At 72.9% G+C, this 15070-nt stretch carries 14 protein-coding genes; 8 read left to right on the forward strand and 6 right to left on the reverse strand.

Annotated features, from left to right (window positions below; all coding sequences use genetic code 11):
* Positions 1–10: 10 nt before the first annotated feature.
* The 4 genes from JJJ15_RS10650 to JJJ15_RS10665 form a co-directional block, all read right to left on the reverse strand.
* On the reverse strand, positions 11–472 hold the full coding sequence (locus tag JJJ15_RS10650; protein WP_106108629.1) for a glucose PTS transporter subunit IIA: 462 nt from the start codon (positions 470–472) through the stop codon (positions 11–13).
* On the reverse strand, positions 469–699 hold the full coding sequence (locus JJJ15_RS10655) for a PTS glucose/sucrose transporter subunit IIB (RefSeq protein WP_106108630.1): 231 nt from the start codon (positions 697–699) through the stop codon (positions 469–471). The genes JJJ15_RS10650 and JJJ15_RS10655 overlap by 4 nt, the downstream gene beginning before the upstream one ends.
* A 170-nt stretch (positions 700–869) precedes the next feature.
* A complete protein-coding gene (locus JJJ15_RS10660; RefSeq protein WP_106108631.1) occupies positions 870–1124 on the reverse strand; it encodes a glucose PTS transporter subunit EIIB in 255 nt (84 codons plus the stop codon).
* Positions 1121–1885, reverse strand: a complete 765-nt coding sequence (locus JJJ15_RS10665) for a GntR family transcriptional regulator (protein WP_106110560.1) — start codon at positions 1883–1885, stop codon at positions 1121–1123. The genes JJJ15_RS10660 and JJJ15_RS10665 overlap by 4 nt, the downstream gene beginning before the upstream one ends.
* 568 nt (positions 1886–2453) lie before the next feature.
* Between JJJ15_RS10665 and JJJ15_RS10670 the strand changes: the two genes are divergently transcribed.
* Positions 2454–3815, forward strand: a complete 1362-nt coding sequence (locus JJJ15_RS10670) for a PTS transporter subunit EIIC (RefSeq protein ID WP_200510720.1) — start codon at positions 2454–2456, stop codon at positions 3813–3815.
* A 147-nt stretch (positions 3816–3962) separates the two neighbouring features.
* Here the strand turns inward: JJJ15_RS10670 and pepN are convergent, their stop codons facing one another.
* A complete protein-coding gene (pepN, locus tag JJJ15_RS10675) occupies positions 3963–6557 on the reverse strand; it encodes an aminopeptidase N (RefSeq protein WP_200510721.1) in 2595 nt (864 codons plus the stop codon).
* 215 nt (positions 6558–6772) lie between these two features.
* On the opposite strand from pepN, the gene JJJ15_RS10680 reads away from it, so the two are divergent.
* The 5 genes from JJJ15_RS10680 to JJJ15_RS10700 are packed head-to-tail and all read left to right on the forward strand — an operon-like array spanning position 6773 to position 10320.
* Positions 6773–7132 (forward strand): PadR family transcriptional regulator, encoded by a 360-nt coding sequence (locus tag JJJ15_RS10680; protein ID WP_106108634.1) that lies wholly within the window; start codon positions 6773–6775, stop codon positions 7130–7132.
* Positions 7129–8124 carry a DUF5808 domain-containing protein gene (locus tag JJJ15_RS10685; RefSeq protein WP_200510722.1) on the forward strand — a complete coding sequence of 332 codons (996 nt, stop codon included), beginning with the start codon at positions 7129–7131 and terminating at the stop codon, positions 8122–8124. Before JJJ15_RS10680 ends, JJJ15_RS10685 begins: the two co-directional genes overlap by 4 nt.
* A gap of 12 nt (positions 8125–8136) precedes the next feature.
* On the forward strand, positions 8137–8466 hold the full coding sequence (locus JJJ15_RS10690) for a PLDc N-terminal domain-containing protein (RefSeq protein WP_106108636.1): 330 nt from the start codon (positions 8137–8139) through the stop codon (positions 8464–8466).
* On the forward strand, positions 8463–9494 hold the full coding sequence (locus tag JJJ15_RS10695) for an ABC transporter ATP-binding protein (protein ID WP_200510723.1): 1032 nt from the start codon (positions 8463–8465) through the stop codon (positions 9492–9494). The genes JJJ15_RS10690 and JJJ15_RS10695 overlap by 4 nt, the downstream gene beginning before the upstream one ends.
* On the forward strand, positions 9487–10320 hold the full coding sequence (locus JJJ15_RS10700; protein ID WP_200510724.1) for a hypothetical protein: 834 nt from the start codon (positions 9487–9489) through the stop codon (positions 10318–10320). The genes JJJ15_RS10695 and JJJ15_RS10700 overlap by 8 nt, the downstream gene beginning before the upstream one ends.
* 288 nt (positions 10321–10608) lie before the next feature.
* Here JJJ15_RS10700 and JJJ15_RS10705 read toward each other — a convergent pair whose 3' ends face one another.
* On the reverse strand, positions 10609–12849 hold the full coding sequence (locus tag JJJ15_RS10705; RefSeq protein WP_200510725.1) for a M13-type metalloendopeptidase: 2241 nt from the start codon (positions 12847–12849) through the stop codon (positions 10609–10611).
* Between the two features lie 85 nt (positions 12850–12934).
* On the opposite strand from JJJ15_RS10705, the gene JJJ15_RS10710 reads away from it, so the two are divergent.
* Together JJJ15_RS10710 and JJJ15_RS10715 are read left to right on the forward strand one after the other, a co-directional pair.
* Positions 12935–13387, forward strand: a complete 453-nt coding sequence (locus JJJ15_RS10710) for a ribose-5-phosphate isomerase (protein ID WP_200510726.1) — start codon at positions 12935–12937, stop codon at positions 13385–13387.
* Between the two features lie 9 nt (positions 13388–13396).
* Positions 13397–14434: a DNA-formamidopyrimidine glycosylase family protein gene (locus tag JJJ15_RS10715; protein ID WP_200510727.1), complete on the forward strand. Its 1038-nt coding sequence runs from the start codon at positions 13397–13399 to the stop codon at positions 14432–14434.
* Positions 14435–15070 lie beyond the last annotated feature (636 nt).

Genomic DNA, 15070 nt, shown 5'->3' on the forward strand with positions numbered 1-15070 from the left:
CTCCCTAAGGTCAGTCCCAGGTCACCAGGGCGTCCCCGGCGGCGACCTGCGTGCCGGGTGCGGTGAGCCCCAGCGTGGTCTCCTCGGCCTCCAGGAGGATGACGGGGACCACCGGGTCCAGGCCCCTGGCCTGGACCGCGTCCGGGTCCCAGGTGACCATGGGGTCGCCGACGGACACCGTGGCGCCCTCCGCGGTGTGGACGGTGAAGCCCTCCCCGGCCAGGGACACCGTGTCCAGGCCCAGGTGGACCAGGACGCCGCGCCCCCGGGGGCTGGTGACCACGAAGGCGTGCGGGTGGACCTTGGCGACCGTGCCGTCGATGGGGGACACGGCCGTGACCTGGCCGGGCCCGCCCGTCCTCGGGTCCAGGGCCAGGCCGGGCCCGACGATCTTGGCGGAGAAGACCGGGTCCGGGACGTCCTCGACGGCCAGCACCCGGCCGGGCAGGGGCGCGCGGACGACCAGGCTCATCGGAGGTCCTCGATGTCCTCCGCGATCGTGTCCGCGTTGGGGCCGACGACGACCTGGACGGCGTCGCCCACGCGCACGACGCCGTGGGCGCCGGCGGCCTTGAGTGCCTGGTCGTCCACGAGGGAGACGTCCTCCAGCTCGCAGCGGAGCCGGGTGATACAGGGCTCGATCTCGATAATGTTGTCGAACCCGCCGAGGGCGTCGACGATGCTCTGTGCCTGGGACATGGAAGTCTCCTTAGCGTCTGGGTTGCGTCAGTGCCGGCTGGGACCGGGAGCCGGGCGTCCTCGCCCGACAGTGGTCCATACCAGTCCACATCCTAGCGTGGTCACGGTGCGTGCGCACCTGCCGGGGCCTCAGGGCGTCGGTGCCCCGCAGGGCGCCGGGGGCTTCCCCCTCAGGGCGCCGGGGTCTCCTCGCCCCAGATGAGGTCCGCCAGGTCCGAGGCGATGGTGTCCGCGTTGGGGCCCACGACGACCTGGACCACGTGCCCCGCGGCGGTGACCCCGTGGGCGCCGGTGCCCCGCAGGGCGGCGCGGTCCACGGCACCGGGGTCGTGGACCTCCGTGCGCAGCCGGGTGATGCACGGTTCGATGGTGTCGATGTTCTCCGCGCCTCCCAGCGCGGCGACCAGTCGATCGAGGTTGATCATGAGGCGCTCCTGGTGTCTGGTGCGGTTCTGGGGCGGGTGGTGCGACCTGTGGGCTGGGGGGCCGACACCGGGACCCACAGGGTGTACCGGTCGGCACGGTACAGGGAGCGGGAGTAGTCCACGACGTGGTGCTCGTGGAAGGTGCGCCGGGTGATGTCCAGGGCGGGCGCCCCGACGGTCACGCCCAACAGGGTGGCCTCCTCGCGGGTGACCACGTGGCCCGCGATGACGTCCTCGCCCCACTGGGGGTCGAACCCCGCCGCCGTCAGGCTGGAGTACACCGAGGCGGGCGGGCCGGGCTCCAGGAGCGCGGGCAGCAGGTGGGCCGGGATCCAGTTCTCCTCGATGGCCATGGGGATGGAGTCCGCCGTCAGCAGGCGGCGCAGGTGGTGGGTGGGGGCGGCGGGCTCGGCCTCCAGGGCCTGGGCGACCACCGGCGGGGCGGGGGCCGTCTCCATGGTCAGGACGACGACGCCGGGCGTCATGCCGCGGCGGCGCATCTCCTCGCTGAAGGAGGTCAGGCGGGGCTGGAGGTCCAGCTTGGGGGGCGCCACGAAGGTGCCCCTGCCCTGGTGGCGCTCCAGGACGCCGTCGACAATGAGGGTGTCAATGGCCTGGCGCACCGTCATGCGGGAGACGGAGAAGGTCTCGCACAGCTCGCGCTCGGAGGGCAGCGGGGCGCCGGGCTCCAGGCCCTGGGCGATCAGGCCGAGGAGGTACTCGCGGACTCGTAGGTACTTGGAGGTGGGGCGTCTGGGCATCATCACCATTGTCCTCCCGGCGGGCGGGGAGGGTGTCGGGACGGGTGGGGCCGGGCCGACCAGGCGGCGTCTGGTCCGTACCACCGTACCGGAGAGGACCGGGGGCGTGGGCACGGAGCCAGCCTGGTCCGTACCACTGTGCCCGACTGCGAGCAGCCGGGGCGGTACGGCTGACGCGATCGCCGCCGTCCCTCCGCGGGACCGGTCCTGACCGGCTCTGACCAGCCCAGATAGGCGGCCCCTGGCTTCCCGGGCCCCGGTGCCGGCGGCCCCGTGCCCCGGAGCCGGGCTCCGCCAGCCCGCCCTCCGGGGCCCGATAGTGGACCAGGTGGTCTACCGGAGGACGCAGAGGAAAGCAAAAAAGTGAGATATCCCACGTTATTAATGACTAATCTTGTCGTTATCTAGTCGTTAGGGTGCACGGCCGCTTGACATGTACAGCGAGATCGGCTTTGCTGGAAGCAGTGGTCCAGACATGTTCGACGCCGAGCGGTCCGGACCCGCCGTCCCCGAGGGCGGTTCCCACTGGCGTGGCGCAGGTGCCGCGCCGTCCCGAACGGAGAACAACGTGACAACAAGGAAAAAGGGCGGCGTCTTCGCGGTCGCCCAGCGGCTCGGTCGCTCGTTGATGCTGCCGATCGCGACCCTGCCCGCCGCAGGCCTCCTCCTGCGCCTGGGGCAGGACGACATGCTCGGCAAGGACGGTCTGTCCTCCCCGCTGCCCTGGCTGGAGCCCGTGGCCAAGGTCCTGGCCGCCGCCGGTGGCGCGGTCTTCGACAACCTGCCCCTCATCTTCGCCGTGGGCGTGGCCATCGGCTTCGCCAGGAAGTCGGACGGATCCACCGGTGTGGCGGGCCTGTTCGGCTACCTGGTGCTCAAGGGCGTGCTCGGCGCCCTGGCCCCCTACTGGGGTGCCGCCCCCAAGGAGGGCGAGGACCCGGTCATTAACTACGGGGTGCTGGCCGGTATCATTATCGGTGTCGTGGCCGCCCTGCTGTGGCAGAGGTACTACCGTATCAAGCTGCCTGACTGGCTGGCCTTCTTCGGCGGGCGCCGCTTCGTCCCGATCGTCACCTCAATGGCCGCCATTGTCGTGGCCCTGGTGCTGGGCGCCGTCTACCCGGCCTTTAACTGGCTCATTAACGAGCAGCTCGGCGGCTGGCTCATGCGCGCGGGTACCGAGGGCGGCGCCGCCGGCGCCCTGGCCGTCCTCGTCTTCGGTACCATTAACCGCCTGCTCATCCCCCTCGGCCTGCACCACCTGCTCAACTCCGTGCCGTGGTTCCAGCTCGGCAACTGCACCAACGCCAAGGGCGAGACCATGCACGGCGACCTGACCTGCTTCTTCAACGGCGTGGACGGCACCAACGCCTGGACCGGCGGCTTTATGACCGGCTTCTTCCCCATTATGATGTTCGCCCTGCCGGCCGCGGCCCTGGCCATCTGGCACACCGCCAGGTCCTCCAAGCGCAAGGCCACCGGGGCCCTCATGGTCTCCGTGGCCCTCATGGTCTCCGTGGCCCTGACCGCCTTCCTCACCGGCGTCACCGAGCCCCTGGAGTACGCCTTCGCCTACGTGGCCTTCCCGCTCTACGCCGTCCACGCGGTGCTCACCGGCACCTCGCTGGCGGTGGTCAACGAGCTGGGCATCAAGGACGGCTTCTCCTTCTCGGCCGGCGCGATCGACTACGCGCTCAACTTCGGCAAGTCCGCCGAGCTCTCCGGCGGCGTCCTCAACGGCCCCGTCCTGCTGGCGGTTATCGGCCTGGTCTACGCCGTCATCTACTACTTCCTCTTCCGGTTCCTCATTGTCAGGTTCGACTTCAGGACCCCCGGGCGTGAGGAGGACGACGTGGACGCCTTCACCACCGCCCAGGCCCAGGCCGCTGAGCGCACCGGCAAGAACGCCGAGGCTGCTCGCAGGGCCTGACCTCGCCGTGCCCGTAGGGGCCTGCGTCCACCGTCGGGCCCAAGAGCCTCGGGGCCTGCCCGCCAAGGGCCTTGAGCACGTGCGCGGGGCCGGATCCGCTGATCCGGCCCCGCGCACGTCCGCCCCCGGGAACGGGGCGGGGATACCTCAGAGGATGGTGCGCGGCACGGAGGCCGCCTGGGCGGCGGCCACCCGGCGGGTGTCGTCCAGGTTCTCCGTCACAATGCGACGCAGGGCCGCGGGGGCGCCGGCGTGGGAGGCCAGCCAGTCCTCCAGCAGGCCCGTGGCCGCCTCCGCCTCCGCGCCCTCCTGGCCCACCGCCGCCAGCGGCCACAGCCCCGACAGCAGGTTCTCCGCCATGTGGAAGGTCCGGGAGGACCAGATGCCGTCCACGATCTGCGGGTAGCGTCCCAGGAAGGGCACCAGGAGGGCCGGGTCGCCCTCCACGGTGGCCAGGCCGCGCAGGACCTTGGCCTGGGTCTCGTTGGGCATGTCCGCGTCCTCCACCAGGGCCGTCCAGGTGGCCTCCTTGGCCTGCTCGGTCGGGACGGTGGCCCGAGCCTGGGCGGCGCGCTCACGGCCGGTGGTGGTCACGTCGCGCGCCTCCTCGGCGGCGATCTGCTCCTCGCCGTAGCGTCCCGAGGCCACCAGGCCGGTCAGGAGCTCCCAGCGCAGGTCCTGGTCAATGGTCAGGCCCACCAGGGTCTCCCCGCCGGTCAGGAGGGCCTCGACGGCGTCGACCTGCTCGGTGGTGGAGGCGTGGGCGGCCGCGGCCCGCACCAGCTGGAGCTGCTTGTCGCTGCCGGCGGCGGCCGTGCGGGCCAGGTGCAGGACCTTGCGGGCGGCCTCGGCGCGGGCGGTGGGACGCACCTGGGCGGGCAGGTAGAGCCCCAGGCAGGTCGAGACCCGGGCCAGGAGCCCCTGGACCACCGAGGAGTGCTCCTCCACCCGCAGGGCCGACAGGGCGGCGTCCAGGTAGTCCTGGGCCGAGGCCTCGGCGTCGCGCACCATGTCCCAGGCGGCGGCCAGGACGATGGAGCGGGGCAGGGACTCGGTGAAGGCGTCCACCCGCTCCAGGCCGGTGGCCAGGGAGGCCTCGTCCAGGCGGACCTTGGCGTAGGTGAGGTCGTCCTCGTTGAGCACGATGACGTCGGCCCGCCGGGTGCCCACGAGCTCGGGCACCGGCGTGCGCTCCCCGTCCACGTCCAGCTCCACGCGCCCGGTGCGCACCAGGGAGGTGGCGCCGTCGGCCTCCCGGAGGCTGTAGGAGCCGATGGCCAGGCGGTGGGGGCGCAGCGTGGCGGGGGAGCCGGCGGGGATCTCCTGGAGGACGGCGAAGGAGGTGATGACCCCCTGGTCGTCGGTGACCACCTCGGGACGCAGGGTGGTCACCCCGGCCTCCTGCAGCCACAGCCTGGTCCAGGCGCCCAGGTCGCGCCCGCTGGTGGCCTCCAGCTCGGCCAGCAGGTCGGTCAGGGTGGCGTTGGCGTAGGCGTGGGCGGCCAGGTAGCGCTTGATCCCGGCGAAGAAGTTGTCCCGGCCCACGTAGCCCACCAGGGCGGCCAGCACGGCGGCCCCCTTGGCGTAGGTGATGCCGTCGAAGTTGACCTCCACGTCGTGCAGGTCGTTGATCTCGGCGGCCACCGGGTGGGTGGAGGAGAGCTGGTCCTGGTTGTAGGCCCAGGCCTTCTCAATGGTCTGGAAGGTGGTCCAGGCGTCGGTGAAGCGGGTGGTCTCGGCCACGGCGAGGGTGGAGGTGTACTCGGCGAAGGACTCATTGAGCCACAGGTCGTTCCACCACCTCATGGTCACCAGGTCGCCGAACCACATGTGGGCCAGCTCGTGCAGGACGGTCACGGCCCGCCTCTCCACACGCGCCTGGACGGGCCGGGAGCGGAAGACGTAGTCGTCGCGGTGGGTCACGCACCCGGCGTTCTCCATGGCGCCCGCGTTGAACTCCGGCACGAAGATCTGGTCGTACTTGGCGAAGGCGTAGGGGGTGCCGAAGAGCTCCTCGTAGTAGGCCAGGCCCTTGCGGGTCATCTCCAGGATCTCCTCGGCGTCCAGGTACTCGGCCAGGGAGGCGCGGCAGTAGACGCCCAGGGGCACCACGCGGCCGTCGTCGGCCCGGTACTCGCTGGTGACGCCCGTGTAGGGGCCGGCCACGACGGCGGTGACGTAGGAGCTGAGCCGCTCGGTGGGGGCGAAGGCGAAGGTGTGGGCCCCCTCGGCGGCCGGGGTGGGCTCGGGCGTGGGGGAGTTGGACAGGACGGTCCACTCCTGGGGGGTGGTGACCGTGAAGGTGAAGGAGGCCTTGAGGTCGGGCTGCTCGAAGACGGCGTAGACACGGCGGGAGTCGGGGACCTCGAACTGGGTGTAGAGGTAGGTGGCGCCGTCAGCGGGGTCGGTGAAGCGGTGGAGGCCCTCGCCGGTGTGCATGTAGGCGCAGTCGGCCACGACGGTGAGCTCGTTGTCCTGCTCCAGGCCCGTCAGCGCGATGCGCGAGTCGGCGTAGACCTGGGCGGGGTCCAGGCGGCGGCCGTTGAGGGTGATCTCGTGGACGGCCGGGGCAATGAGGTCAATGAAGGTGGAGGCTCCCGGCGTGGCGGAGAAGCGGGCGGTCGTGATGGAGCGGAAGGTGTCCTCACCACTGGTGAGGTCCAAGGTAACGTCGTAGGACCCGGTGCGCACGAGGGCGGCACGCTCTGCCGCCTCGACGCGGGTCAGGTTCTGCCCTGGCATGGGGGGCTCCTGTCTGCAGATGGTTGTGGGCAAGGATTATGCGATTGGTCAGCGGGCGGACCCGGGTGGGCCAGGGTCTACCCGCAGGTTCTACCTCCCGGTGTGGCCGGGCTGGGGTGATTGTCTCACTGGTGCGGGCGCACGGACCACGTCTCTGTTGACGCCAGGTACCATGTAGTGCATACTAGTTGGTGTCACAAGGAAGGAGGTCGGACATGGCACGTCCTCAGGAGTCACAGCTCCGCAAGGGCGCGCTCGAGCTCGCCGTCCTGGCACTCATCGCCCGTTCCGAGCCCACCGGCGCCTACGGGGGCGCCCTCGTCGAGCAGCTCGCGGCCCGCCCCACCCTCGCCGCGCCCCAGGGCACCGTCTACCCGCTCCTGTCCCGCCTGCGTCAGCAGGGGACCGTCGAGACCACCTGGCAGGAGTCGCCCACCGGCCCGCCCCGCCGCTACTACCGCCTCACGCCCGACGGCGTCCGGCGCCTGAGCGCCCAGCGCTCCACCTGGCAGGCCCTGACCTCGGACATGGCGGCCGTCCTGCGGGACCCCGCCGGAAAGGACACGCAGTCATGAGCACCACCCCGCGCGACCGCCACGACCCCCGCGGTACCACGAGCCCGGACGCCACGGGGCCGGCGCCCCGCACGCAGGCAGGGGAGACGGCCCAGGCGCCCGCCACGGCACCAGGCCGCCCGGCGGCACCGGACCCGCTGAGCGACTACGTCGCCCAGGTCCGCGCCCACCTCGGCGCGGCCGCGCCCGCCCTCGCCGAGGACCTGGCCGAGCTCGACGCCTCCCTGCGTGAGACCGCGGACAGCCAGGGGTACCAGACGGCCCTGGCCGCCTACGGACCTGCCGCCGACTACGCCGCCGCCCTCAGGGGCAGCAGGGCGGCCGACGACCAGGCCGACCGCCCGGGGGAGCGCCCCCCGGTACGCCGCGTGCTCGGCGTGCCCACCGCCCTCAGCCCGCGGGGACTGGTCCACCGTGCCGCCCGGAGCTTCTCACCGGCCGACCCCCTCCTGGTGCCCCGCGCCTACGGGATCGGCTGGGACGTCAACCTCGGGGCCCTGGCCGTGCGCGCCGGCCTGGCCCACCCCGACGACCTCGACGACGACCTGGACCTGGCCCCCGCCCAGATGACGGCCCTGAGCCTGGTCCCCGCCCTCCTGGCCCTGGGCGTCGCCGCGACGGGCACGCACTGGGCGCCCCGCGGCCCGCGGCAGGGACGTGCTGGCCGGGCCCCGGCAGATGGCAGGGGGCCAGCCGTCGCCCTTCTGCCGCCCGCGCTCGCGGCCGCCGCCCTGGGTGCGGTCGACGTCCTGGGTGGCGCGTCCCTGCCCCAGCGTCTGGGGCACGCGGTCACCTCCGTGCTCCTGACCGGCGTCGGGGTCGCCGGGGCGCTCCAGCGCCGCCCCGGGGCCCGCTCCGCCCGCCTCACGCAGGCGGGGGTGGTGGCCGCCGCCGGTGCCCTGGCAGGCGGAGCCGCCGTCCTGACCCTGCGTGCCGCCGTGCACCGTGCCGTGCACGCCCAGCGCCCGCCCGCCCAGTCCACCCGCTCATGAGAGGAAACCACCATGTCACCTGTCCTGCTGCCTGATGTCCTGCTGCCTGAGGCCGCGGGCCTGTCCCAGCCCAGCGGCCCCGTGCTCGCCGTGCTCGTCGTCGCCGTCGTCGTGGAGGTGGGGCTGGCGGCCACGGCCCTGTGGCGCTGGTGGCGCACGCCCACTGAGCGCCTGAGCGCCAACCGCTGGGTCTGGCTGGCCCTCATTGTGCTGCTGTCCCTGGTCGGTCCCCTGGCCTTCCTGGCCGCCGGGCGCCGCCCCGCACCCGCGACTGACCCCCGTAGGGCGGGGGCCGTACGCGCCGACGACGCCGTCGCCGCCCTCTACGGGAGCGAGCGGTGAGCACCCTGGCCGCCCTGGTCACCCGGGGCCTGACCAAGCGTTACAAGGAGCGTACGGTCGTGGACCACCTGGACCTGCGGGTTCCCCAGGGCAGCGTCTTCGGCTTCCTGGGGCGCAACGGCGCGGGCAAGACCACGACCATCCGCATGGCCCTGGGGCTGGCCCGCCCCAGTGGTGGGAGCGTGGAGATCCTGGGGCACGACGCCAACGGGGCCCTGGCCCCCGGGGTGGTCGGCTACCTTCCCGACGTCCCCGGCTTCCGTCCCTGGATGAGGGCCGGTGAGGTCCTGGCCCACGCCGGGCGCGTGGCGGGCCTGGAGGGGGTGGCGCTACGACGTCGCACCGCCACCCTGCTGGACCTGGCGGGACTGACGGGGGTGGACCAGCCGGTGGGCGCCTACTCCCGGGGCATGCGCCAGCGCCTGGGCCTGGCCCGCGCCCTGGTGAGCGCCCCGCGCCTGCTCATTATGGACGAGCCGACCTCCGCCCTGGACCCGGTGGGACGCAGGGAGGTCCTCGACCTCATTGCCACCCTGCACGGGCGCACCACCGTCCTGCTGTCCACCCACCTGCTCGACGACGCCGAGCGGGTCTGTGACGAGGTCGCCGTCATCGACCACGGGCGCCTGCTCCTGACCGGGGCGACGGCGGACCTGGTGGAGGGGGCGCGGGCCACCAGTGTGGAGGTCGAGACCGTGGACGACGCTGCGCCCCTGGCCGGGCTCCTGGCGCACCAGCCCTGGGCGCAGGAGGTGGAGTCCGAGGGCGCCCGCCTGCGCCTGCGCACCCGGGACCCCCAGACCGCGCACCGTCGGCTCCCGGGCCTCCTGGAGGCGGCCGGGTGCGGGCTGGTCTGCCTGGGCTCCACACGCCACGGCCTGGAGGAGGTCTTCCTGCGGGCCGTCGGGCAGGCGGGTCCCGGTGAGGTCGATGACGCCCGGTCCTCCGGGACGGGGGCCCAGGCGCGCTCGGCAGGTCCCGGTGAGGTCGATGACGCGGCGGTCGGAGGGAGGGTCGGTCATGAGTGAGCGTCCTGGGGAGCGTCCTGGGGAGCGTCCTGGGGGGCGCCGCCACGGTTTCCTCCGTGCCTTTGCCGAGCTCCTGCGTCTTGAGCTGGCCGGGGTGAGGCGGACCTGGCGCGGTCCGGTGCTGCTCGGGGCGGCCCTGGTGACCGGGGTCGGCTCCCCGGTGGTGGCCTGGCTCGTCCCCGACCTGCTGGCCAGCACCCTGGGCCAGGCGGCTGCGGGCGCCCTGCCCGTCCCGGTGGTGGCCGACGCCTGGGCCCAGTGGGTCAAGAACGCCTCCTCCCTGCTGCTGGTGGTCCTGGTCGTCGTGGCGGCCTCGGCGATCGCGGGGGAGCGGGGCAACGGCGTGGCCCCGGCCGAGCTGGCCGGGCAGGGCCCGCGGGGTCGGGACGTCTACGTCCTGGCCAAGACCACGGCGGTGGGGCTGAGCGCCCTGGCCGCGGCGGTGGTGAGCGCCCTGGCCTGCGCGGCGGTGGCGACGGCCCTCTTTGAGGGGGTCACCGGGGCGGACCTGGCCCGGGGCGCGGCGGCGGCGGGCCTGTGGTGCCTGGGGGCGCTGGTCGCCCTGGGCCTGACCCTCTTGGTGTCGGCCTGCTCGCGTGCCGCCGTGCTGCCTGCCGCCGTGGGGGTGGTGTTCTCGCTGCTGGGCCAGCTCCTGGCCCTGTGGGGGCCCCTGGCCCGCTGGAGCCCCCTGGGACTGGTCCCCATGGCCTCCTCGCTGGCATCCTCCTGGGACGCCCTGGTCTGGGGCCCGGTGTGGACAGGGGGTGCGGCCCTGGTGCTCCTGGTGGCCGGGACGGTGGTGGCGCTGCGTCGTGCCGAGCTGTGAGGGCAGGGCCGGTCGCCGCCAGCACGGCGGGAGACCACGGGGCGGCACTCCCCGCCCCGTGGCGCCGTTACGGCAGTGCTCGGGGCCGGGGGCGCTGCTACGGCTACCCCTGCTGAGGGTACCGCGGCGGTCTACGCCCCGCGCCGGGGCGGTGCCCAGGGCCTCAACCGGCTCCGGCCGGGCCGGGGCCAGCGGCGGGCCGCGCCGCCGGGGCCCTATCCTCCACTGAAGGGGTTCCTCTGCCTCCGGGTATGCCTCCGAGTATCCCGGGGGCGCGTCGCCGGGGCCCTACCAGATGGTGACCCGCTTGTCGGGGTCCAGCCACAGGGCGTCGTCGGGGCCCACGCCGAAGGTCTCGTAGAAGGCGTCCGTGTTGCGTACGATCCCGTTGCAGCGGAACTCCGCGGGAGAGTGGGGGTCGATGGTGAGCAGCAGCTCGGCGTAGTCGGGGCGCTGCTTGGAGCGCCAGGCCCGGGCCCAGGAGTAGAAGAAGCGTTCCAGGCCGGTCAGGCCGTCGATGACGGGGGCCTGGTCGAAGGAGGTGAGGCCCTCCCGGGCCAGGGCCAGGCCGTAGGCCTTTAGCGCGATGCCGAGCCCTCCCAGGTCCCCGATGTTCTCCCCGATGGTCAGGGCGCCGTTGACGTGGGGGGCCTGCTCCCCCTTGGCCGCGTACCTGTGGGCCAGGACCGTCGGGGTGTAGGCGTCGTACTGGGCGATCAGCTCCCTGGTGCGCGCCGTGAACGCGTCGTGGTCCTCCTGGGTCCACCAGTTGGTCACCTTGCCGGTGCCGTCGAAGGTGGAGCCCTGGTCGTCGAAGCCGTGACCGATCTCGTGACCGATGACCGCGCCGATCGCACCGTAGTTGACGGCGGCGTCGGCCTGGGGGTCGAAGAAGGGCGGCTGGAGGATGGCCGCGGGGAAGACGATCTCGTTCATGGTGGGGTTGTAGTAGGCGTTGACCGTCTGCGGCGTCATGTGCCACTCCTCGCGGTCCACCGGCCCCTCCAGCTTGCGCAGTGAGCGGGCCAGCTCCACGTCCTCCACGGAGCGCACCGAGGCCAGCACGTCACCGGGGGTGACCTCGACCGCGGAGTAGTCCCTCCAGCGGCTCGGGTAGCCGATCTTCGGGTTGAACTGGGCGAGCTTGGCCAGCGCCTGCTCCCGGGTGGCCTGGCTCATCCAGTCCAGGGCCGAGATCGACTGGCGGTAGGCCTCAATGAGGTCGGCGACCAGGAGCTCCATGGCCTCCTTGTGCTCCGGGGGGAAGTGGCGCTCCACGTAGAGTTCGCCGACCGCCTCCCCCAGGCAGCCCTCGACCAGGCTCACGCCCCGCTTCCACCGGGGGCGCAGCTCGTCGGTGCCCTGGAGGGTACGCCCGTAGAAGTCGAAGTTCTCCTTCACGAAGGCGTCGGAGAGCAGCGTGGCCCGGTTGTGCACCACGTGCCAGACCGCCCAGGCGCGCAGGTCCTCCAGGTCCGTGGTGTCCCAGACACCGGCCAGGTGGGGGAGGTAGTCGGGCTGGGTGACAATGACCTCGTCCAGGAAGGTGGTCTGCTCCACCCCGACTGCCGCGGCCCGCTCCCGCACCCCCCGGCGCCAGGGCTCCCAGGGGAAGCCCGGGGCGGAGGCGGTCAGCTCCTCCCAGGTCATGGGGTTGTTCATGGCCTCGATGTCACGGGTGCGCACCCGGTCCCAGTGCCCCTTGGCCAGGGCGGTCTCCACCGCCATGACCTTGCGGGCCAGGGACATCGGGTCATGGTCCGCCGTGCCCGACGGCGTCGTCCCGTCTGTCCCGTCCGCCCTGGCTGCCCCGCCCACCCTGTCTGCTCTGGCTGCCCCGTCTGCTCTGGCTGCCCCGTCTGCCCCGCCTGCGGCCAGGTGGGCGGCCAGGCCGACGAGGTCCAGCATCCGGGACACGTGCGTCACGTAGGCGGCACGGACGTCGGCCTGGTCCTCCTCACGGTAGTAGGACTCGTCAGGCAGTCCGATGCCGGACTGGCCCATCCACGTGGTGTAGTGGTCAGGGTCGTTGAGGTCGTTGGACACCTCGGCATCCACCGCCCCCGTGAAGCCAGCTGGTCCCCACCCCAGCACCGCGGCCAGCTCCTCCTTGCTGGTGGCCGACATGACCGGCACCAGGTCCGCCTCCAGGGGCGCGGCGCCCAGCACCTCAATGTCCTCCTCGTCCATGAAGGAGGCGTACAGGGAGCCGATCTTCTCCCGGACCGTGCCCGCCACCGGCTCCTCCCCGCCGGCGCGCACGGTCGCGACCACCGCCGCGGTGAGGTCCTGTGCCGCCTCCTCAATGACCTCGCGGCACGCGGCCTCGGCCTCGTCGCGCAGGACGGTGAAGACCCCCGTGGCGGCGCGGTCGGCGGGGATCTCCGCGTCGCGCAGCCAGCCGCCGTTGACGTGACGGAAGAGGTCGTCCTGGACACGCACGGCGGGGTCCGCCGCGGCGGTCTCGTAGACGCCCGCCAGGACCGGGGCGGGCGTGTCCGGGGCGTGGGTCGCGTTCATTGCGGTCATGGGCGCACGCTATCGCGGGAGCCGCAGGGCCCCGCCGAGGGCTGCCGGGCTGCGCGAAGGTGTTCGCGTGAGGCACAATCAACCCATGCGTATTCACGTAGCGGCAGATCACGCTGGATTCGACCTCAAGACGGCGGTCACCGAGCACCTGACGGCCCTGGGCCACGAGGTCGTGGACCACGGCGCCCACGTCTACGACCCCCAGGACGACTACCCGGCCTTCTGCCTCGAGGCTGCCCAGGCGGTCGTGGCCGACCCCGGCAGCCTGGGACTGGTCATCGGGGGCTCGGGCAACGGCGAGCAGATCGCCGCCAACAAGGTCCTGGGCGTCCGGGCGGCGCTGGCCTGGTCGGTGCAGACCGCCCGCCTGGCCCGGGAGCACAACGACGCCAACGTGATGGGCCTCGGTGCCCGGATGCACCCCCGCGCCGAGGCCCTGGCCATTGTCGACGCCTTTATCACCGAGCCCTTCAGCGCCGATGAGCGCCACCAGCGCCGGATCGGCCAGCTGACCGCCTACGACGCCGCCCGCGGCTGAGCGGCCGCCGTGCCCGAGGGACACACCGTCCACCGTCTGGCCTCCGCGCTCACCGAGCTCTACGGCGGGCAGCGCCTGCGCGCCAGCTCGCCCCAGGGCCGCTTCGCCGCCGGGGCGCAGCGCCTTGACGGCCAGGTGCTCCTGGGCGCCCAGGCGCACGGCAAGCACCTCTTCGTGGCCTTCGCCCCCCGGGCGGACGCGGACCCGCAGGACCCGGACGTCACCTGGCTGCGCGTCCACCTGGGCCTGTACGGCTCCTGGTCCTTCGACGGCGACGCGGAGTTCACCGCCCCGCACTCCATCGGGGCGCCCCGGCGCAGGGTGGGGGAGCGCGGGGAGCACGCCCTGCCCTCTGCCGGCGGACGCGGGCGCAGCGGGGGCTCGGCCCTGTCCGGACTGCGCGGCGGGCAGGAGGCCGCTGGCACCGCGGCGGACGGCAGCACCCCGGCGGGACCCGTGGCGGCCCCGCCCGCCGGGCAGTGGGTCCTGCCCGCTCCCCGCGGGGCCGTGCGGCTCAGGCTCCTGGGTGAGCACGGGGTGGCCGACCTGACCGGCCCGGCGGCCTGCGAGCTCCTGGACGCCGACGGCGTGGCCGCGGTGCACGCCCGCCTCGGGCCGGACCCCCTGCGCGCGGACGGGGACGTGGAGGCCTTCGTGGAGGGGGTGCGACGGCGTCGTAAGGACATTGGTGAGCTCCTCATGGACCAGTCCGTCCTGGCCGGGGCGGGCAATATCTACCGCGCCGAGACCCTGTTCCGGGTGGGGGTGAGCCCCTTCCGCCCCGGCAGCGCCGTCTCCGCCAGGAGGCTGCGGGCCATCTGGGAGGACCTGGTCCCGCTCATGGAGTACGGGGCCGCCACCGGCTTTATCACCACCGTGGACGAGGCCGACGTCCCCGACCCCCTGCCTGAGGGGGACCAGGAGGCGGCGCGCTGGTACGTCTACCACCGCACCGGCCGCCCCTGCCTGCGCTGCGCCACCCCGGTGGCGGCCAAGGACGTCGCCGGACGGCGCCTCTTCTGGTGCCCCCGCTGCCAGGCCCGCTGATCGGTCACCAGGCCCGTACCGGTCACCAGGCCCGCTGACCGGTTGCCGGGTCCGCTGATCAGCTGCCCCAGGCCCATTGTTGACTGGTTGCCAGGTCCGCTGATTGGTTGCCAGACCCGCTGACCGGTCCGGCGGTAGACGGCGCCCCGCCCCGCCCGCCTCTCTGTCCGTGAGAACGGTACTTATTGCTCGCGAGAACGGTACTTGTTGCTCGTGAGAACGGTATTTGTTTGCCGTGAGAACGGGGGGGGGTGCTTGCAGTGGTCCTGTCTGGGCTGGTTGGTGGGTGCGCCGGGTGGTCTTCTGGGCGTGCTGTCCGCGTGGTGCCGGGGATGGCGGGGCGGGCTCGTCCCGGGAGACGCCGGGTCCCGGGCCGCCACCACCTCCGGCCAGGCGCTCGCGGCGGCTCGTCCTGGGAGGCGCCGGGCCCCGTCTGCTCTGCCGGTGCGCCCGCGCGCCGGACCGAGTGGAGGTGAACGCGCTCTGGGGCAGGTAGACGCCATCTCGCGGGTATGAACGCGCTTCTGTGCAGGTAAACGCCAGCTAGAATGGCGTTCACCCAACCAAAAGCGCGTTCATCTACCTAAAGACACGTTCACCCGACTCAGAGCGCGTTCACCTGAGGGCGTATGGCCC

The organism is Actinomyces sp. HMT897 (assembly GCF_016626125.1).
In the GTDB taxonomy this organism is placed as follows: Bacteria; Actinomycetota; Actinomycetes; order Actinomycetales; family Actinomycetaceae; genus Actinomyces.